The sequence below is a fragment of the Maledivibacter sp. genome, assembly GCA_025210375.1.
In the GTDB taxonomy this organism is placed as follows: domain Bacteria; phylum Bacillota; class Clostridia; order Peptostreptococcales; family Caminicellaceae; genus JAOASB01.
In genome coordinates this window covers 257826-277601 of record JAOASB010000029.1, presented here as the reverse complement: position 1 = coordinate 277601, position 19776 = coordinate 257826, and the positions used below count along the sequence as shown (strand labels likewise).

17 protein-coding genes are annotated in these 19776 nt (G+C 32.7%); 11 read left to right on the top strand and 6 right to left on the bottom strand.

The genetic code is table 11. The features are described from left to right. Positions 1-684: a response regulator transcription factor gene (locus N4A68_10790; GenBank protein MCT4564780.1), complete on the bottom strand. Its 684-nt coding sequence runs from the start codon at positions 682-684 to the stop codon at positions 1-3. 258 nt (positions 685-942) lie between these two features. Between N4A68_10790 and N4A68_10785 the strand changes: the two genes are divergently transcribed. From N4A68_10785 to N4A68_10770, 4 genes are all read left to right on the top strand, one after another. Then, positions 943-1698: a hypothetical protein gene (locus N4A68_10785; GenBank protein MCT4564779.1), complete on the top strand. Its 756-nt coding sequence runs from the start codon at positions 943-945 to the stop codon at positions 1696-1698. A gap of 49 nt (positions 1699-1747) precedes the next feature. Further along, positions 1748-2905, top strand: a complete 1158-nt coding sequence (locus N4A68_10780) for a HAMP domain-containing histidine kinase (GenBank protein ID MCT4564778.1) — start codon at positions 1748-1750, stop codon at positions 2903-2905. A 1-nt stretch (position 2906) separates the two neighbouring features. Then, the gene (locus tag N4A68_10775; GenBank protein ID MCT4564777.1) at positions 2907-3593 is read left to right on the top strand and encodes a response regulator transcription factor; all 687 of its coding nucleotides are present in this window, start codon (positions 2907-2909) and stop codon (positions 3591-3593) included. A 110-nt stretch (positions 3594-3703) separates the two neighbouring features. After that, entirely contained in the window at positions 3704-4624 is a 921-nt protein-coding gene (locus N4A68_10770) for a CPBP family intramembrane metalloprotease (protein MCT4564776.1), read from the top strand. A 98-nt stretch (positions 4625-4722) separates the two neighbouring features. On the opposite strand, the gene N4A68_10765 is transcribed toward N4A68_10770, so the two are convergent. After that, the gene (locus N4A68_10765) at positions 4723-6918 is read right to left on the bottom strand and encodes a beta-propeller domain-containing protein (protein ID MCT4564775.1); all 2196 of its coding nucleotides are present in this window, start codon (positions 6916-6918) and stop codon (positions 4723-4725) included. A gap of 185 nt (positions 6919-7103) precedes the next feature. Here N4A68_10765 and N4A68_10760 point away from each other — a divergent pair, with 185 nt between their 5' ends. Next, entirely contained in the window at positions 7104-8414 is a 1311-nt protein-coding gene (locus tag N4A68_10760) for a putative DNA modification/repair radical SAM protein (GenBank protein ID MCT4564774.1), read from the top strand. Beyond that, complete coding sequence (locus N4A68_10755) at positions 8414-9151, top strand: TIGR03915 family putative DNA repair protein (protein ID MCT4564773.1); 738 nt, start codon at positions 8414-8416, stop codon at positions 9149-9151. The genes N4A68_10760 and N4A68_10755 overlap by 1 nt, the downstream gene beginning before the upstream one ends. 81 nt (positions 9152-9232) lie before the next feature. Here N4A68_10755 and N4A68_10750 read toward each other — a convergent pair whose 3' ends face one another. From N4A68_10750 to N4A68_10735, 4 genes are all read right to left on the bottom strand, one after another. After that, entirely contained in the window at positions 9233-10357 is a 1125-nt protein-coding gene (locus tag N4A68_10750) for an iron ABC transporter substrate-binding protein (GenBank protein MCT4564772.1), read from the bottom strand. A 71-nt stretch (positions 10358-10428) separates the two neighbouring features. Next, positions 10429-11181 (bottom strand): ABC transporter ATP-binding protein, encoded by a 753-nt coding sequence (locus N4A68_10745; protein MCT4564771.1) that lies wholly within the window; start codon positions 11179-11181, stop codon positions 10429-10431. Beyond that, entirely contained in the window at positions 11178-12263 is a 1086-nt protein-coding gene (locus N4A68_10740) for an iron ABC transporter permease (protein ID MCT4564770.1), read from the bottom strand. Before N4A68_10740 ends, N4A68_10745 begins: the two co-directional genes overlap by 4 nt. 164 nt (positions 12264-12427) lie before the next feature. Beyond that, positions 12428-12952, bottom strand: coding sequence for an FmdE family protein (locus N4A68_10735; protein MCT4564769.1), 525 nt, complete (start codon positions 12950-12952; stop codon positions 12428-12430). A gap of 547 nt (positions 12953-13499) precedes the next feature. Between N4A68_10735 and N4A68_10730 the strand changes: the two genes are divergently transcribed. From N4A68_10730 to N4A68_10710, 5 genes are all read left to right on the top strand, one after another. Then, positions 13500-14612 (top strand): ABC transporter substrate-binding protein, encoded by a 1113-nt coding sequence (locus N4A68_10730; GenBank protein MCT4564768.1) that lies wholly within the window; start codon positions 13500-13502, stop codon positions 14610-14612. A 166-nt stretch (positions 14613-14778) separates the two neighbouring features. Next, positions 14779-16515 carry an iron ABC transporter permease gene (locus tag N4A68_10725; protein MCT4564767.1) on the top strand — a complete coding sequence of 579 codons (1737 nt, stop codon included), beginning with the start codon at positions 14779-14781 and terminating at the stop codon, positions 16513-16515. Then, positions 16506-17555 (top strand): ABC transporter ATP-binding protein, encoded by a 1050-nt coding sequence (locus tag N4A68_10720; GenBank protein ID MCT4564766.1) that lies wholly within the window; start codon positions 16506-16508, stop codon positions 17553-17555. Before N4A68_10725 ends, N4A68_10720 begins: the two co-directional genes overlap by 10 nt. Before the next feature lie 23 nt (positions 17556-17578). Further along, positions 17579-18208 (top strand): PHP domain-containing protein, encoded by a 630-nt coding sequence (locus tag N4A68_10715; GenBank protein MCT4564765.1) that lies wholly within the window; start codon positions 17579-17581, stop codon positions 18206-18208. A 207-nt stretch (positions 18209-18415) separates the two neighbouring features. Further along, positions 18416-19687, top strand: coding sequence for an ABC transporter substrate-binding protein (locus tag N4A68_10710; GenBank protein MCT4564764.1), 1272 nt, complete (start codon positions 18416-18418; stop codon positions 19685-19687). Positions 19688-19776 lie beyond the last annotated feature (89 nt).

Below are 19776 nucleotides of genomic sequence, written 5' to 3'. Positions count from 1 at the left end.
CTATTTCCCTACCTTTAGTCTATATCCTGTTCCCCAAACTGTGTGGATATATTTTTTATAGATTCCAAGCTTTTCCCTAAGCTGCTTTACATGGGTATCAACGGTTCTTAGGTCTCCAACAAAATCGTAGCCCCAGACTTGATTTAGTAATTGTTCTCTAGAATATACAATTTCAGGATTCTTGGAAAGAAAATTCAAAAGATCAAATTCCTTTGGAGTGAGGGCCAATTCCTTATCTTCAAGAAAAACCTGTTTTGACATGGGCTTTATTTCTATGGCTCCAATTTTTATCATGTTTGTATTTACTATATTGCCACCGCAGCTTCGTTTTAATACGGCTTTAATTCTCGCCACCAGTTCCTTTGGGCTAAAGGGTTTAGTTATATAATCGTCTACACCCAATTCAAATCCAAAAAGTTTATCGTACTCTTCTCCCCTTGCGGATAACATGATAATTGGGACTGAGGACTCTAGACGGATACTTCGGCATACTGTCCAACCATCTACTTCGGGCATCATTACATCTAGTAGTATTAAAGAAAACTTATTAATAGCAATTTTTTCTAAGGCCTCTTTACCGTTACTTGCCTCTTCCACTAAATAACCTTCATTTTTAAGATAGATTTTAATTACTTGACGCATTTTTTCTTCATCGTCGGCAACTAGAATTTTTAAGTCTTGCATATACTTCTCTCCTTAAAACTATACTTAAGTTTATCATAGCATATAAAATAGTAATAAATAATATCTAGATAAAAATTCATTTTTTCATCATAGGAACATCATAAATTCATCACAAATGTAAATCCCATAACATTTATATATTCTTTATATTATTTTATAAAATTTTTAAACTTTTTTTATTTTAGATTTAAATTCGTTTTCTATACTATATCCATAGCAAAGAAAAATAACAATAAAAAATCCTAGGAGGTATAGAAAATGAATAAATTAACAACTATTTATAATGTAATGAAAAACATGAAGGACTTTGAAAAAATAGCAGGTGATATCGAGGCAAGGGTAGAGAAAGAGGATGAAACAGTTTTAGAGGTTAACAAGACATTTAGTAGGAACAAGGAAGGAGAAATATTGAAAAATTTTGCCAGTATAAAGGTAGTATACGGAGATGAAAGCTTTGAGCATCAGTTTAATAGCACATTTAGTGTCGATAGGATAAATCATTTTCGCAAAGGCCATGGTTACTTTGGAGGAAGATTTGGTAAACGTAGAATGATGGGGGGAATAATGGATAATGAAGGAGAAGTGGGGCATTTCACAATGAAAAATAGGTTTCAGAGATTTATGGTTATGCTTGATCTATTAAATAAAGCTGAGGTTGAAAAATTAAAGGATGACAGTAAGAAAATAGTCATAAGCCTTGATAAAGATAGCCTCACCGATGAATTAAAGGATTTAATAAAGCATAAATGTATGCATAAACATCCTATGATTCATAAACATGTCAAAGGGAATTATGGTGGAATGAAACATGATGAAATGAAACATGATGAAATGAAAAAAGATCATCCAATGGGATTATTAAGTAAAGACATGGATTTAAAAGGTTTAAAGGCCGAGATACTAATTAATAATAAAGATTATATAGAAAATGTTGAAATAAACTTAGAATTAAGTGATAATGAAGATAAAGTAGTAAAGTTTGCTTTTAAGGGTAATGTTAAGGAAATTGCTTAAGTAATATTTTGTTGTTAGCTATTTACGGTTAGTCTAATAGGAGGATACTATGAGACAAAATCATAATAAACATTTTAAAAAAAGGGCCATGCATCATATGCATAGGCCCCATCCCTATTTTGTACGGGAAGAATTCAAGAGATATCACAGATATATGAAGTTTTCACCAATTATTTTCTTGATCATTAATATTTTGATTTTCTATATTATAGTGATTTATTTCAAGATAAAATTTCCTATATATATACTTATAATGTTTCTTAGTGTTATTATGCTTAGAGAAATAGGTACTATAATATTTGCAAGAAAAATGTCCCAAAAAATTATGAAGCCTATAGAGAATTTAAAGGAAGCAGTGGACGAAGTTTCTGAGGGAAACTATGGAGCAGTAATAAACCACTACCCTCATAATGAAATAGGAGAATTAATTGAGTCATTTAACCAGATGAGTTTAAAGCTTAAAGAAAGTGAAGAATTGAAAAAGAAGTATGAGATTAATCGTAAGACCTTGATAGCCAATATATCCCATGATCTAAAAACACCTATTACATCTATTATGGGATATGTTGAGGGGATTCAAGAAGGGGTGGCCAATAGTCCCGAAAAACTCAATAAATATATTGACATCATTTATCATAATGCAAGCTATACAAATAAGTTAATTAACGATTTATTTCTTTTTTCAAAGCTTGATATACAGCAAGTGGATTTTGATTTTGTCGAAACATCCATTAAAGATTACATGAATGACCTCATGACTGAGATGAAGATAGAATTAGGAGAAAATGGATATAACCTCAATTATGATGATGAAGTTTTAAAGGATAAAATGCTATTTATTGATAGAAAAAGAATTCGTCAGGTAATTATTAATATAATAAATAATGCTATAAAATATAATGATAAGGATAAAATTAAAATCCTATGTATATTATCTGAGGAGGATAAAGGAGTTAAAATATCTATAAAGGATAATGGGACGGGAATTGATAACGAAAATATCGATAGTATTTTTGATAGATTTTATAGAGTTGATCAAGCAAGGAATAAGGATATCGGAGGAACAGGCCTTGGTCTAGCTATATCAAAGGAATTAGTTAAGGCTCATAATGGTGAGATATGGGCTGAAAGTGAAGTGGGTAATGGTACCATTATTCATTTTACTATTCAATCTGAAAAAGAGGATGAATATAGGGGGAGGATATAGGGTGTCCAGAATTCTTATTATTGAAGATGATATAAATATTGCGGAGCTTGAAAGGGATTATCTAGAAATAGATGGATTTGATGTACAGATTATCCGGGATGGGTGTGAGGGACTAAATGCCGCTCTTAGTGGGGCCTTTGATTTAATAATTGTGGATATTATGCTTCCTGGGATTGATGGTTTTGAGATATGCAAGACTATAAGAGAATCTATGGAGATACCCCTTATAATAGTATCTGCCAAGGACGAGGATATTGATAAGATAAGGGGATTGGGACTTGGGGCCGATGATTATATGACTAAGCCCTTTAGCCCCAGTGAGTTGGTCGCAAGGGTAAAAAATCATCTTGGCAGATATAGAAGGTTGCTTGGGGAACTAAAAAAGGATTCTAGCATAGAAATCAATGGAATCATCATAAATAAACAGTCAAGGCAGGTATATGTGAATGACAAGGAGACCCTATTTACAACAAAGGAATTTGACCTATTAGTTTTTCTGGCATCAAATCCTAACATAGTTTTTAGTAAGGAGATTTTGTTTGATAGGATTTGGGGTGAAGATGAGTATGGAGATATCGCAACGGTTGCTGTACATATACAAAAAGTAAGGAAAAAGATTGAACAAAATCCATCTGAGCCTAGGATAATTGAAACCATATGGGGATCGGGGTATAGGTTTAATAAATAGTGGTATTTTATGAATTATTAAAAGGACCAAGGAGACAATGATACTTCTATAATTATATCAATAGAATATTATAGAAATAGAAAGTATTTTAGGAAGGGAAGTGATGGGTAGTGGGAAAAGAAAATTCAATTTTGTCTAAGGAGAACAAAATATTTTCCTTGGCTAAGGAAGGAAGATATTTACCTAATGTGTTTTTGGCTATTATAATTACTATAATAATTTTATTTGGAGTGGATTTAGTTTTATTTTTAACACCTATAGGGAATATTGGAAGGAGCTTGCCGGTACAAGGCTTAAAGGGAGAGGCACTTTCCTATGCAATAAATGGTTTAGCTGTGCGATTCGGGATGTATATTTTGACATTTTTTGCATGGGTAAAATTTATTGAAAGAAGACCTATACATACCATGGGATTTGGGAAGCATAATGTGCTTAAAAAATATTTTAGAGGATTTGGTATCGGATTTTTAATGATGGGTATATGTGTTACAGCTTTTGCAGTTATGGGGCTTGTGAACATTGATACTTCTGATTCTACTATTAAAGGATTTAGTGCCCTTGGAGGTGTATTCATTGTGCTTATGGGGTGGATAGTACAGGGAGCTTCTGAGGAAATAATGATAAGGGGCTGGTTATTACCGGTAATAGGAGCAAGACATAATGTAGCATTGGGGATATTTATATCTTCAACATTATTTGGGTTTATGCATTTGTTTAATGCCAATATAAATGTTTTGCCAATGATAAACTTGATTTTATTTGGATTGTTTGCAGCTGTTTATGTAATATGGGAAGGTGGAATATGGGGCATATGTGGTTTACATAGTGCATGGAACTGGGCACAGGGAAATGTATTTGGTATAGAGGTAAGTGGAACTTTACCCGTTGGAGGGATACTGATAGATGTAGAAACTGCAAAGGGTTCAGAGCTAATCACCGGTGGATTGTTTGGAGTAGAAGGGGGATTAGTTTGTAGTATTGTATTAGCAGCAGGAATTATAACCATGATTTTCTTAATTAAGAGAAGATAACAATAAAATTATCACAAAATATGATAAAAATATTTTCTTTATGCAATCAAAGTGCCGGGGATTAAATCCCTCGGCACTTTGATGATTAATAATGTGTTTTATTCAACATTCTCAAGACTTAAATCCTTGATTCCTTCTAAAGTATCAAAATCAGAAACTTTTATTTTCCCATCGGATACTGTATATAAATAATCGTCTATATATATTATTCTTCTCACATGATTATTATAGTCCTTACTATTTTCTAAGTGAGATATATTTCCTCTAAGATTAAATTTTAAATTATTATCTAAGCCGATTATAAAAGCTCCCTGGGTTTCAAAGCTGTGCTTATATGTGTTTTTATCATAGTTAGCCACATAAATAGGTAGAGCAAGTATATTTTTTTCCTTTGAAAATAATAGGGATTTGTGGTCAGAACCAATATCAGTATATGAACCTCGACCTCCAATAATCAGTTTATCTGTTTCCAGTGGCTTGTTATAATCTGTAACATCAAACATGGATATTTTCACACCACCATTAATAACCCCACCATTCTTATCAATGGTATCCATTCCTATACCTATGATATGATTTTCGTCATAGGGATGTAAATAGCTGCTATAACCAGGAATCTTTAAATATCCAAGGACTTTAGGATTATTAGGTTCCTTTAAATCAATGACATAGAATGGATCCACTTGCCTAAAGGTAACAACATACACCTTATCTCCCATAAACCTAACAGAATAGATTCTCTCACCTGGTGCCAGATCCTTTGTTTTACTTATCAGCTTTAGATTTTTATCTAATATATATATGTTAGATGTAGACTTTGATTCACTACTACGCCAGGATTGATCCTTTGTGGTTGCTATTCGGAAATTTCCCCTATGTTCATCCATTGAGAATTGATTTAATATGTTTCCCGGGACTTCACCCTTTGTAGAGTAAATTATTCTTCCCTTTTCTAGTTTGAATTTATAAATGTTTGATGTCATACTATCATCAATGGATTCCTTTGAATTATATATATTGTATTTATATTTATCTTGACTTATATACATGTTATCCTCAGAGACATACATGTTATTTCCACTTCCAAGATAGGCGTTAACATCGATATTTGATGAATCAAGATTGTTTAAATCAACTCCTAAGGTAATAAGATAGTTATTATATATACTCTCAGGGAAATATCTAATGTTTTCATAATCAACGAAAATCCTTTTATCATTAATAGAATCCTTATAATATGGTCTTAGTTCGTCGTATCCATTGTGGATATCCTTATTAGCCGCTAAGTAGAAATTATTGTTTATTAATCTTGATGAAAGATAGTAACCATCTAGTTCAATTTCCCTTAATAAAGATAAACTATTTTTATCACTTATATCATAAACTAGTACTTTTAGTGAATTTTCAAAGGAAGAGGAAACTTTATATTTCTTATCTTCCTTTGTCTTTTCTAGATTTACTCCATGAAAATATCCAATGGTTACTAATTTATTATCCTTTATATAGAACTCCAATGGGTCATAATCATTAAAATCCAAAGTGTTTATAACACGAAAATCTTCAATATCACTTTTAACTATATATATTTTGTTGTTACTTAGTGTATATATGTATGAACCATCGGTTTTTATGATATCGGCTTCGTCCACTCCCTTGACCTGAACATTTGTCTCAGAATGGTTTGATTCGGCCTCCTTTGATTTTTCATTAGAGAGACTTTTATCCATAGTCATCTCTAAAACATCGTTTCTATTGTCATAATACATTTGATTTGAATAGCTTAGAAGTTTATCTAACTTTTCATTGTTTTCAACAGCTGGAAGGCTAGTGAGTATCTTTAATGTGTTCTTCGTGTAAAAACTCAATAAATTTTTAGATTCATTGTATTCAAAATCCTTAAAAACATTATCCATAAATTCAAGGCTAACATAAAACTTGTTATTTTTGAGTACAGGTATAATTTTATGTTTAATTAACTCTCCATTGCAAATAAAATAATTGTCATCCACCTTAAGTTTAATGAAATCATCTTCTTTATAAAGAAGAACAGCCCTTTCCTGTCGGATCCATTTAACTGAGAAACCTAGTTTTTCAAATAATTCTCTAATAGGAATATAGGAGCTTTTACCAATTGTAGTATTTTCTATTAGTAACTCTTTGCTTACAGTCTTTTCAATTGTCTTAGCTATAGATTTAGATGGATTTGCATTAATATTTCTTTGTGAGAAACTCCAATTATATGCTAGAAGAAATAAAACTGCAATAAGGACTATTAAGAATATTCTTTTTTTCATAGGGTACACCTCCAAAGTATATTTATTTATATAGACGGTATTATAAAAGGAAAGTTCCAAAATTAGTAAATAAAATTCACCCATGGAATTATAGAGATATACGAGCAAATTTTTTCGAACATACGTTTGCTAAGAAATATATATTATGGTAAAATAAAGACAAACAAATGTTCGAGGTGGTTGATATGGAACTTATTGATAAATTGAGTGTTTTATCCGATGCGGCAAAATATGATGTTTCCTGCTCTTCAAGTGGTAGTTCAAGGAAAAATAAGAAGGGCGGGGTGGGAAATGCCCATGTGAGTGGAATCTGTCATAGTTGGTCAGATGATGGAAGGTGCATATCATTATTAAAGATATTATTCACAAATTATTGTATATACGATTGCAAATATTGTGTGAATAGAGTATCCAATGATCTGCCGAGGGCGGCCTTTACCCCCGATGAACTTGTGAATTTGACAATTAATTTTTATAAAAGAAATTATATTGAAGGGTTATTTTTAAGCTCTGCTATTTATAAAAGTCCTAATTATACTATGGAATTACTCCTAAAAACGGTAAGAAAGCTTAGGGAAGAGGTAAACTTTAATGGATATATACATCTTAAAGCTATACCAGGAGCTGATCCCATTCTTATTCAAAAAGCAGGAAAGTATGTGGATAGAATGAGTGTAAATGTTGAACTGCCGTCTGACCGTGGACTCAAACTCCTTGCACCTCAAAAGAAAAGGGAATCAATAATAAAGCCAATGGGAGTGATTAAATCAAATATTATACAAAATGTTGAAAATAGAAGGAAGTATAGAAATGCTTCTAAATTTGTACCCGCTGGACAATCTACACAGCTAATTGTCGGTGCGACTAATGATGATGATCTGAATATTTTAACTTTAACGGAGGCTTTATATAATCAATTTAAATTAAAAAGGGTTTATTATTCTGCATATGTTCCCATAGCTAATCATCCTAATCTTCCTAGCATCCCTGCGCCTCCTTTATTGAGGGAACATAGGCTTTATCAAGCAGATTGGTTGCTTAGATTTTATGGATTTAAGGCTAATGAGCTTCTAAGCGGAGCAAATCCAAATTTTGATGAAAATCTTGACCCAAAATGTGATTGGGCGATTAGAAATCTTCACCATTTTCCTATAGAAATAAACAGGGCTGATTACGAAATGCTTCTCAGAATTCCAGGTATAGGTGTAAAATCGGCTAGAAGAATTGTTGCTGCTAGAAGGTTCTCATCCTTGACCTATGACGACTTAAAGAAAATGGGAATAGTTTTAAAGAGGGCAAAATACTTTATAACCTGTAAGGGAAAATATTATGGTGTTAGAAATATGAACCAGCACACAGTTAAGCAAGAAATAGTCATGAATAACATAAATAAGAAAAATCCAATTTCCCACGAGCAGCTTTCTTTGTTTTCCCTTTATCCCAGTATTTTTATGACCATGGAAGAGAACATAATGAAGATAACAGGAGAATTTTGATGATACATTATATATATGACGGTAGTTTTGATGGACTACTTACATCAATTTATGAGGCCTACTACAGAAAAGATATTCCTGAGAAAATCCTATTTAATAAAGACCCCCAGGAAAATTTATTAGTAAATAGAATACATATTAGCACTGATATAGGGAAGTCTAAAAAAGTCTATGATTCTATTAAGAACAAGATATCAAGCAGGGCTCTTAAAAACATATTTTATACATATCTCTCTGAGGAAGAGAACTTAGGAACTTGGGTATATAAGTATTTAAGATTGGGATGGAAAATTGGTAAGAATGTTGATCTTAACATGTCAGACGATGGAGTTTTGAAAATATACAAAACTAGACGAAGTGTAGAGAGGGAAGTACATTTGCTAACGGGGCTTATACGTTTTCGTCGCCTAGAGGCCAATATCTATTATGCTCCTGTTGAACCTATGTATAATACCGTTGGACTTTTGGCTCCTCACTTTGCTGAAAGATTAGGTGATCAAAATTGGGTGATCCACGATGTAAAAAGGGGAATCGGAGCCGTATATAATAAAGAGGAATGGATTATTAGTGATATTAACTTTAAACATGATCTGAAATTTGGTGAAGATGAGACTTTTTTTCAGAACCTATGGAGGGAATATTTTAAAAGCGTGGCAATTAAAAATAGAATAAACCCCAAGCTTCAAAAGAAAAATATGCCAATGAGATATTGGCGATATCTTGTAGAGAAAAATTAATTTACATAACAAACCACTAAAAGTTAGATGCTTTATGGGAAGCCCCTGAAAAGCCTTTTCTTTTCAGTGACTTCCCATAATTTATTCTTTTATCGACATCTTACCAAATCTGCCAAAATCATTAACCATCTGGGAGTAAACTTCTTTTCCAAATAGGAACCTATAGATTTCATCGGCTTTCTTTTCAGAGTCTATATCACCAAATTTATCTGGATAAAGTACTTTACCTATAAAATAGGCATCAGCTATTGATGTACCGATATTTGTATGATAAAAATTATAGGGTAATTGTGAATAAATATCCCCTTTTTTAAAAGCAGTCAATGAATCATAGAATTCGGGATTCTTATTATAATCTTCTTTTACTAAATTTAAACCACCATAATCAATAAAAATTTTATCTGGATTCCATTCAAGTAATTTTTCCTTATCTATCATTACATGTCCATTTCCATTTACCTCATCTACTACATTCTTGGCATGTACCGCATCAAACAATGCAAAATTACAACTTGTGCTTTCTATACCATGGGAACCTTTATAGCTCAATGCTCCTACATATGTCCTTGGTTTCTCATCGTCAAGGATATCCTTTGTCCTATTATCTAAATCATTCTTGCATTCTTTCATGAAGTTAACTACTTCCCTGGCTCTTTTTTCTTTACCAATGACCCTACCGATGATTTCTATAGATTCATATACATTTGGATCGAAGGTAGATACTTTACCATAACTTAAGGCTATTACCGGTATGCCAGTTTTTGATTGTAAATCATCGACAGTAGACTTATCATATGAATACATAGTAAAAATCGCGTCGGGCTTAACCGATAATAATTTTTCGGGATCCGGTAAATTATTTGGACCTCCAGGGCCTATTACTTCTATATTAGTTAAAGATGGATTGGCAATGGCATAGGGTCTGCCCATTGGATATTTTTTTTCGATTTGTTCTATACCCACTAGGTTTTCCACATCGCCCACATAACAAAAAAGTCTAAGTGCCCCAGGGCCAATAGCTACTATTCTTTTTGAAGGACTATCTAGTATAATATTTCTACCTACCATATCCGTGATTGAAATATTTTGTGAATCAGATGTAGAACTGGTTTCTGTATTAGGATCGGTTGATGATTCAGTATTACATCCAACCAATATAAATATAATTAATAATGAAATCAATAATAAAATATTTTTTTTGCTCATCTTTAATCTCTCCTTACATATTTATTACTTAGGGAAATCACACAATTGTATAGTACATTTGCTTAAAGCTGTTAAACAGGTACTATTACAGTAGTATATTTTAAATGCTCAACTTTAACGGGTACGGAATATACTTGCTCTATATTTTTAGACGTCATTATTTCAATCCCACCCGCTGCAAAAATTTTACCATCTTTAAGAAATATGAATTTATCTGCAAAACGTAATGCAAGATTCAAATCATGTATTGTTACTAAAGCAGATATATTTTTCCTTTTAACGATCTCCTTGATTATATAAATAACTTCAAGCTGGTTTTTTAAATCAAGGCTGCTTGTAGGTTCATCAAACATAAGAATATCTGGTTCCTGTGCCAATGCCCTAGCAATCAGCACTTTTTGAAATTCTCCACCACTTAACTCATCTATATATCTTAATGAATATTTTTCTAAACCAAGAATGTTTATAATTTTATTTACTATATTTAGATCTTTCTTAGTTACATCCCATTTTATATAGGGCTTTCTTCCGATGAGTATAGCGTCAAAGACAGTAGTTCTGAATGAATTATTACTTTGGGAAACATATCCTATTTTTTGAGCCAATTCGCTTTGCTTCAATTTTTGGATGTCATTTTTACCAATAAATACTGTGCCTTTTTGGGGCTCTAGTATTCTATTAATACATCTCAATAAAGTAGATTTTCCCGTCCCATTGGTTCCTAATATTGCAATACATTCACCCTTTTCTACGGAAAAAGATACATCCTTAAGAACCTTAAGGCTTGGATATTTAAAGCTTAATCCTTGAACTGATAAAATCATTTCTTTTTATACCCCCTTAGCAGTAAATATAGAAATAGTGGAGCCCCAAAAAATGAAGTGATTGCACCTACCGGTAGGATTATAGGAGCTATAATTGTCCTTGCTAAAGTATCAGAAAAAAGTAGAAGTACAGCCCCAGTTATTGCCGACATGGGAATCAAAAACCGATGATCCCCGCCAATAAGCCTCCTCATTATCTGAGGGGCTATCAAACCAATAAATCCAATGATCCCAAGAAATGAAACTGCTACTGCAGTAACTATGGAAGAAACAAGGAGTCCCCCAAGTCTTACCCTTTCTACATTTACACCAAGGCTTTTTGCCGCCTCTTCACCACTATTGAGGGCATTATAATCCCATCTTCTAAGCATAAAATAGATTAGGGATAAACTAATAATAACTATCATTATATATACTTCTTTCCAAGAAATACGACCTAAATCACCAAAAGTCCAAAAAACTGCCGCTGCTACCTCGACATCATCGGCAAAATACTGAATTAAAGTAGTTCCCGCGGAAAAAAGAGAACTGAGGGCAACTCCGGCTAATACTATGGTTTCTGGTAAAGAACCCCTTAATTTCGCCAGCATTAGAACAATTAACATGGCTATGACGGAACATATAAAGGCTGATATAGTAACAAGATATGGATTATTTATTATAACAGCGTCGGCACTTAAACTTTGGATGCTTCCAGCACCCAATACTATTATTGCTATATTAGCTCCAAAGGCTGCTGCACTTGATATACCCAATGTTGATGGGGATGCCAAAGGATTTCTTAAATTGTTTTGCATCACACAACCGGATACAGCCAAACCAGTACCTGCGATTATGGCACCTAGGATTCTAGGAAGACGTATACGCCAGATTACTATATTCGATGTATCCGTTCCCTTACCAATAATTGACTTCAAAATGTCATATGGATTGAGTTTTGCAGAACCCGCATTGATTGCCAGAATTGATAAAACAAAAACCATTACTAATAAAAATAGACCTATGACTAACTTTCTTCCCGTATAAGTTCTATAACTATAAATTGTATCTGAATTTTTTTCTATATATAATCCTTGTTTCATATTTCACCACATTCTCTCAACGATTTTATTAATCTGCTTGCCATAGCATATATGCTATTTTTCCTTCGACTACCTCTTAAATCCCAAAAATTCTGTATTTCTAATAAATCTTCCCTACTAGGTTTACCCCATAGCTCTGGGGAATTAGTGATATTCATTATGATTTACCAACCCCTTGAATAGTGTTTTGCACAATCTAAACATAGTTTTTTGCCTTTATTTATTCTAATTTTATGTTCAGGTACGCCCTCATGACAGTTTTCACAGATGATAGTATCAAATATTTCTGCTTTTTTTGGTATCTCAAAACTAGGTTTCTTTATGTCAAAAATTTCTTCGAAGGGTGCTTCTAATATGTATTTTTTTCTTTCATCTTTTGTCATTCCATCCTTTAAACCTTTTAAAATTAATCTTATGCTTTCACCTGTACGTCTGCTGAAAAATGAAAAAGCGAGTTTTCCCGTATCTCTATATACTAAATTCCCTTTTCCCAACGTACATCCAGTAATATATTGTACTGCATCAACTGCACATGAATCATTTTCTGTTACACATACAAGTTCTTCATCGAAAGAAAATTGTAAATCCATTCTTTCTGAAGCCATTTCACACACTTTGTATCCGATTGCTAATCCTGGACATTCGTGACCATGAAAATCTACACATTTATTCCACAATTGGATATTCATAATCATACACTCCCTTCAATATTGTATATTTATGCATAAAAAAACCCACGTAGGGACACAAATTATTGATCCCCTTCGTGGGTTAATTTCAGAATATTATCTTTCATAGATATTCAAAGCTAAGCTTATTAGTTTCAAATTTGAACAGTAAGTCTTCATGATTTACTAGGTATAGTATAACAATAATGCCATAAAAATACAAGAATTTTTTGTTTCTTTTGTAGAAAAAAACCCTTTGAACCCATTATATAGCTGTTGAAATTCAAATTTCTCATCCTGCAAAAATGTTATGACAGTACTTAATTTTGTCAAATAGAAATTTTTTATAGTAAACATAAATGCATTAGAATTTTTTATGATGTATTATAAATATTGACAATTAGAGTATAAATATATATTATTTTAAAATGTAATTAATATATATAGATTTCCAAAAGTCAAACTTAATTTATGCATCTCAAAATATCCGATGTTTCTAGGGATTTTTGATGTATATAAATTAAATGTTTAACTGGAATATCTATAAAAAACTAAAGGAGGCAAACATATGAGAAAAATTTTAGTCTTATTTATGATAAGTATTATGGTTTTTTCTTTTGTTGGATGTCAAGAAAAGCAAGAGAGTTCACCAGAAAAAGTCCAAACGGAAGCTTCTACAGAAAATGGTGAAAAAGAAAATGAAAGCACAGAGGATTTGGGATGGGCTTCAGAGTATTATGATGCTGAAGCAATGAAGGATGTAACATTAAATATGTATGGTGTAACTGATAAGATACGTCCAGTTCTAGATAAATTTCAAGAAGATACTGGAATCAAAGTGGAAAATCTAACTATGAAGAATGGTGAGATATTACAAAGATTAAAAAATGAAAAAGAATCAGGTGTAAATGTTGCAGATATCTGGTTTACAGGAGGAGCAGATACATTTATTAATGCAGCTGGAAATGGACTGTTGGTTGCATATAAGTCACCACAGGGTGAAGTTCTAGAAGATGTTATGAAGGATAAAGAAGGTTATTGGCACGGTACTTCATTGACCTTGGTTAACTGGGTTGTAAATAAGCAATTGATTGAAGAAAAGGGATTGAAAATGCCAGAAACATGGGAAGACCTTTTACAAGAAGGACTTAAGGGTCAAGTATCTATGTCAAATCCTGCTTCTTCCGGTACGGCCTATAATGTAGTAAGTGCTATTTTACAGACACAGGGTGAAGAAGAAGGCTGGAAATATCTTGATAAGCTAATAGGTCAAGTTCCATTTTTCACAGCAAGGGGAAGTGACCCAGCAAGATTTGTTGTGAATGGAGAGGCTATTGTAGGTATTAATGCAAGTAATGGAGATAGAGAGTTAGAAGAAAATAATGCCCATGTTAAATTAGTTTATCCAAAGGATGGAACTGGATGGTGGCCACAGCCAGTAGCTATAGTAGATGGGACTAAAAATTTAGACTCAGCTAAGGTTTTCATTGACTGGCTTCTTTCAAAAAGAGGTATGGAAACTTTAGCTAAGGTTCGTAATGCAGCAGTTGCACGTACTGATATAGAAAGCCCCGAAGGAATAGTTGATATCAAAAACATAAAATTATTTATGTCAGATTTTAAGGCCAATGCTGAAAAGCGTGATGCAACTATTACTGAATGGAAAAAGCATGTAGAGTAATGATTAAAAAAGCTGGTAGAGTTTCTTTGCCAGCTTTTAGGCATATTAAGAAAATAAACAGGTGAGTTTACGAAGTGATTTTGATTATTTTTTAGGCCCCCAGTTACGGGCATAGGCAATGTATGTAATTGATTGAGTATGGGGGAAAATCAAAAGGATGGGTAAGATGACTAGTTTATTTTTTGAATATGCCTTAGTTATATCAATTGAGGAGAGAATAAAATTGAAAAGACTCAGTTTGATTACTAAAGTTATCTATTGTTTATTAATATTCTTTATATTATATTTTGCCTTTCTCCCTGTAATAAGTGTCATATTATATGGAATTAATTCAGGAAATAGTATAGGGATAACATATGATAATCTAGAACGAGCATTGCATTATCTTAGGAATAGTCTAGGAGTATCCCTTTCGGTTACTTTATTTGCAACTATATTTGGGCTCGTTACTTCATTTACTTTGAAACGTTTAAATTTTAAGGGTCGTAGTATACTTAGGCTTCTTGCATTACTTCCACTTATTAATCCACCCTTCGTGGGAAGCATCGCCTTTATAATGTTATTTGGAAGAAATGGACTAATCACCCACAAATTATTAGGATTAAATATGAGTCCCTATGGATGGCAAGGCATTGTATTTATACAGATTTTAGGATTAGGATCATTAGCATATATATTAATATCCAGCTCTATTCAAAAATTAGATATATCTTTAGAAGAAGCGGCACGTAATCTAGGGGCTTCTGAGAAAAGAGTATTTGCTACTGTTACACTACCTATGATGATTCCGGAAATATCGGGGACAGCACTTCTTGTATTTTTAGCTTCAATGGCTGACTTTGGTACTCCATTGATTATTGGAGGAAACTTTCAGACCCTGGCATCGGATATATATATTCAGATTACAGGCTTATATGATATGCAAACTGCATCGGTATCAGGAATATTTTTACTCATTCCATGTATCCTTGCATTTATTATTCAAAGGTATTATGTTCAGAAAGGTACTTACTTTACTGATAATATAAGTTTAGATGAAATTGAATATAAAGAGATAAAACCCTTTGCAAAATATACTTTGATTTTTCTTACAGTGATTTTTGTTGGATTTGTTTTTTTGAAATATGTATTTATAATAATTGGTGCATTTACAAAGCAATGGGGGTATGATTATACATTTACTCTTAAACATTTTAACTCTATATTCAAAAGAAACCTTTTGCCCTTTGCAAATAGTGTTAAGTTAGCATTTTTTGTTGCACTTATATCATCATTTATTGGGGTCTTAATTGCTTATCTCTTACATAGTAAAAAACTTTTTATGGCTACCCTTGTGGATTTCATGGCGGTTTTGCCCGCTGCAGTTCCCGGTATACTATTTGGTATTGGATATTTAGTCACATTTAGATATCCTATATTAGGTATTGGACGCTTTGTTTTTGAAAATATTAAGCCTACCATATTGTTAGGGACTAATATAATCATTTACATAATATGCATAGCTAGGTATATGAATATTGGATTGCGGTCTGGATATGCTCTTCTTGAGCATCTGAATCCCGATCTAGAAAAAGCAGCATATAACCTAGGAGCAAGTGAAATCAGAACATTTTTTACTGTGACGATACCCTTGTTAAGGGACGCATTTTTCGCAGCATTCTTCAAAAATTTTGCAACCACAATGACTACATTGGGGGCAATAATATTTTTACTGCTTCCAAAGAACAAAGTAGCTGTTCAACAAATATTTCAAATAATCACCAGTAGTGTAATGGGAGAAGCGGCGGCAATGTCATTACTCTTATCCTTCTTGAGTTTAGCACTCCTTGGATTTTTCTATTTACTTTTTTATGGAAGCTCAGTATGTAATAAATTGAAAGAAGGTAGATTTAGTTGGAAATAGTTTTAAAAGACATAACTAAGAAATATGGAGAAATAGTGGCTGTTGATGGGGTGTCCTTAGATTTAAAACAGGGAGAATTGATTGCTTTATTAGGCCCCTCGGGATGTGGCAAAACTACTTTGCTTCGCATTATTGCAGGGTTAATTTCTAATGATTTAGGGGAGATATACTTTGATGGCATGGATATAAGCAATTGGTCTGCACAAAAGAGAAATGCTGCAATGGTTTTTCAAAATTATGCATTGTTTCCCCATTTATCGGTAGCAGAAAATATAGCCTATGGGCTCAAAGTAAGAAAACTTCCAAAGAGTGAAATAAAGGATCGGGTAAAGTCAGCTTTAAAGCGTGTGCAGCTAGAAGGTTATGGCAAAAGACGTATACAGGAGTTAAGTGGAGGACAAAAGCAAAGAGTAGCCCTTGCAAGGGCATTGGTGGTAGAGCCTAATATATTGCTTTTTGATGAACCCCTTAGCAATTTAGATGAAAAATTAAGGGTTAGTATGAGGGAAGAAATCAAAAAAATACAAAGAGAAATCGGAATAACTAGTGTGTATGTAACCCACGATCAAGGGGAAGCTTTGGCTATAGCCGATAGAATAGTTATTATGGATAAGGGGAGGGTTCAACAAATTGCAAAGCCCGATGAGCTTTATTATAGCCCTGCTAATTCCTTTGTTGCTAATTTTGTTGGTAAAGCTAATTTAATTAACTGTGTTTTAGAAAAAAGAAAAAATAATAAAGCAACAATTACTTTGCTTGGGAAAAAGCTTGAAATAGAAATAGCAAAGGAATTTGAAGGTAATAATATAACCCTTTTGCTTAGACCAGAGGAAATAAGGGTTACCCACAATAATATTGGAGTAAAGGCCATCGTGAAATGGAAGGAAAATCTAGGTACAATAAATAGATACAAAGTGGAAGCTTTAGGATTTGAAATCATTATTGATGTATTTAATAGGCGAAACCATAAGTCTTTAGAGCTGGGGGACACAGTTAATATAGACTTTGATGAAGAGGGAGTCTATGTTTTGTATGATTAAAATTTAAAAAGGAGGAGGATATCATGATTATAGACTTACATTTTCATACATCGCAATTTTCTCCATGTAGCCACATTGATATGGAAGAGGGTATAAAAAAAGCTAAAGCCATGGGTTTAGATGGAATATGTATAACGGATCACGACAATAATGAATCCAAAAAATATGTAAATAAATTAAGGGAAAAATATGGCTTGATTGTTATTGCTGGGGTTGAGATATTAACCTATGAAGGGGATATTCTTTGCTTTGGTATGGATAAAGTACCAGAAAAAAAGCTTCATGCCCAGGAGCTAATTGATTTAGTCAATCAATTAGGTGGTGCTACAATAAGTGCCCATCCATTTAGAAATAACGGAAGGGGATTAGGGGATACAATTAAGGATATAAGAGGACTATCGGCAATTGAAATTTTCAATGGAAATACGTCCCCTGAAAATAATTTTAGGGCAAATAAAATTGCAAACATATTAAATATTCCTTGTGTTGGGGCAAGTGATGCTCATAGGTTACAAAATATTGGGAAATATGCAACGAAATTTTTTGATAATATTACCGATGAAAATGATTTGATAAGAGCCATTAACCATGGCAAAGTAGTGCCAGTATATTATGATAATGATAGCAAGAAATTTAATGAGTTTGTAGATTAAATACTAAATAAGCCCCTCTTCATTTTTTGTATTGATGACATTTATTATAGTAAAAAATATTGACACAGGAGGATTAATTTGATAATCTTAAATCAAGATATAATGTAATCGATTACAAACGTATTCCTCTCTGTATAAATATATTTTTTTACCAAAAATGTAATCGATTACATTTGTATCAAAAAATTATTTGAAAGGATGTTTATAATGAAAAAGTTTGCTCTACTTCTAAGCATAGTTATGCTTGTAACGTCATTTATCACTGGTTGTGATGCTGGGACTAAGGAAGAAGGTCCAGTTACAATTACATATTATGGTAGACCTGATGAGAAGGGTTTTGAAACAAAAGTAATTGAGCAATTTGAAAAAGAGAATGCAAATATTAAAGTTAATTATGTAGAATTACCTGAAAGTACAGATAAAAAGCTTCAAACTATTAATACAATTTTACAAGCTAAGGAATCATCAATGGATGTATTTGTAGGAGATGTTGTTTGGACACCTATTTTTGCAGGAGCAGATTGGGTATTACCCTTAGATGAGTATTTAACTGATGAAGAGATAAAGGAACATACTCCTGGTTCAATGGCTGCTTATAAATATAATAATAATGTATATGGTATTCCGTTTTTCACCGATGGAGGAATGCTATATTATAGAAAAGATTTGCTTAAGAAATACAATAAGGAAGTTCCAGCTACATGGAATGAGTTAGTTGAAACTACTAAATACATTATAGAACAAGAAAAAAATCCTAATTTATATGGATATGCAGGTTCGTGGAAGCAGTATGAAGGAGTAACTTGTAACTTGACCGAATTAGTATGGTCCCATGGGGGAGACTTTTTAGACGAAAAAGGAAATATAGTTTTCAACTCGCCTGAGACAATTGAAGCAGTAAAATTAATGGGTGACATGGTTATCAAGGAAAAAATAACTCCTCCGGGAATCAGTAACTTTGGCAGTGGTGATGTAAGGAATTTATTTGCAAATGGACAATTGATCTTTTCAAGGGACTGGCCTACATTTGCCAAGAAGGCCGATAGTATGGAAGGATCTAAAGTAGTGGGAAATGTAGGATATACAGTTTTACCTACAGTTAAAGGTGGTAAAAATTACTCAACCCTAGGTGGATGGGGCGTAATGGTATCTAATTTTTCTGAGCATAAAGAAGAAGCCGTTAAATTTGCAAAGTTTAGATCAAGTCTTCAGATACAAAAACAAGAAGCCCTTGGTCTAGCTCATTTACCAACAAGAATTGCATTATATAAAGATGAAGATGTAAAGAAAGCGTTACCCTTTGCAGCTGATATGTATCCGGTGATGATGTCAACTAAACCAAGACCACAATCTCCATATTATGCTGAGTTATCTGGGATTTTACAGCTAGAAACTCAAAATGTTATTACAGGTAAAAAAACAGCTGAAGAAGCTGTGAAATATGCTGAAGAGAAGATGAAACAAGTCTTAGGACAATAACATTAGTAGGATATTAGGATAGGTAGAGAGGCAGAAATTTTATACTATAAAAAGTTCTAAATCTATCCTAATATCTATTTTTATAGGTT

Coding starts and splice junctions, on each gene's coding strand:
- N4A68_10730 (MCT4564768.1), top strand. CDS start 13,500: ATGAGAAAAATTTTAGTCTTATTTATGATAAGTATTATGGTTTTTTCT.
- N4A68_10760 (MCT4564774.1), top strand. CDS start 7,104: ATGGAACTTATTGATAAATTGAGTGTTTTATCCGATGCGGCAAAATAT.
- N4A68_10750 (MCT4564772.1), bottom strand. CDS start 10,357: ATGAGCAAAAAAAATATTTTATTATTGATTTCATTATTAATTATATTT.
- N4A68_10780 (MCT4564778.1), top strand. CDS start 1,748: ATGAGACAAAATCATAATAAACATTTTAAAAAAAGGGCCATGCATCAT.
- N4A68_10765 (MCT4564775.1), bottom strand. CDS start 6,918: ATGAAAAAAAGAATATTCTTAATAGTCCTTATTGCAGTTTTATTTCTT.
- N4A68_10710 (MCT4564764.1), top strand. CDS start 18,416: ATGAAAAAGTTTGCTCTACTTCTAAGCATAGTTATGCTTGTAACGTCA.
- N4A68_10790 (MCT4564780.1), bottom strand. CDS start 684: ATGCAAGACTTAAAAATTCTAGTTGCCGACGATGAAGAAAAAATGCGT.
- N4A68_10785 (MCT4564779.1), top strand. CDS start 943: ATGAATAAATTAACAACTATTTATAATGTAATGAAAAACATGAAGGAC.
- N4A68_10715 (MCT4564765.1), top strand. CDS start 17,579: ATGATTATAGACTTACATTTTCATACATCGCAATTTTCTCCATGTAGC.
- N4A68_10740 (MCT4564770.1), bottom strand. CDS start 12,263: ATGAAACAAGGATTATATATAGAAAAAAATTCAGATACAATTTATAGT.
- N4A68_10745 (MCT4564771.1), bottom strand. CDS start 11,181: ATGATTTTATCAGTTCAAGGATTAAGCTTTAAATATCCAAGCCTTAAG.
- N4A68_10735 (MCT4564769.1), bottom strand. CDS start 12,952: ATGAATATCCAATTGTGGAATAAATGTGTAGATTTTCATGGTCACGAA.
- N4A68_10755 (MCT4564773.1), top strand. CDS start 8,414: ATGATACATTATATATATGACGGTAGTTTTGATGGACTACTTACATCA.
- N4A68_10725 (MCT4564767.1), top strand. CDS start 14,779: ATGACTAGTTTATTTTTTGAATATGCCTTAGTTATATCAATTGAGGAG.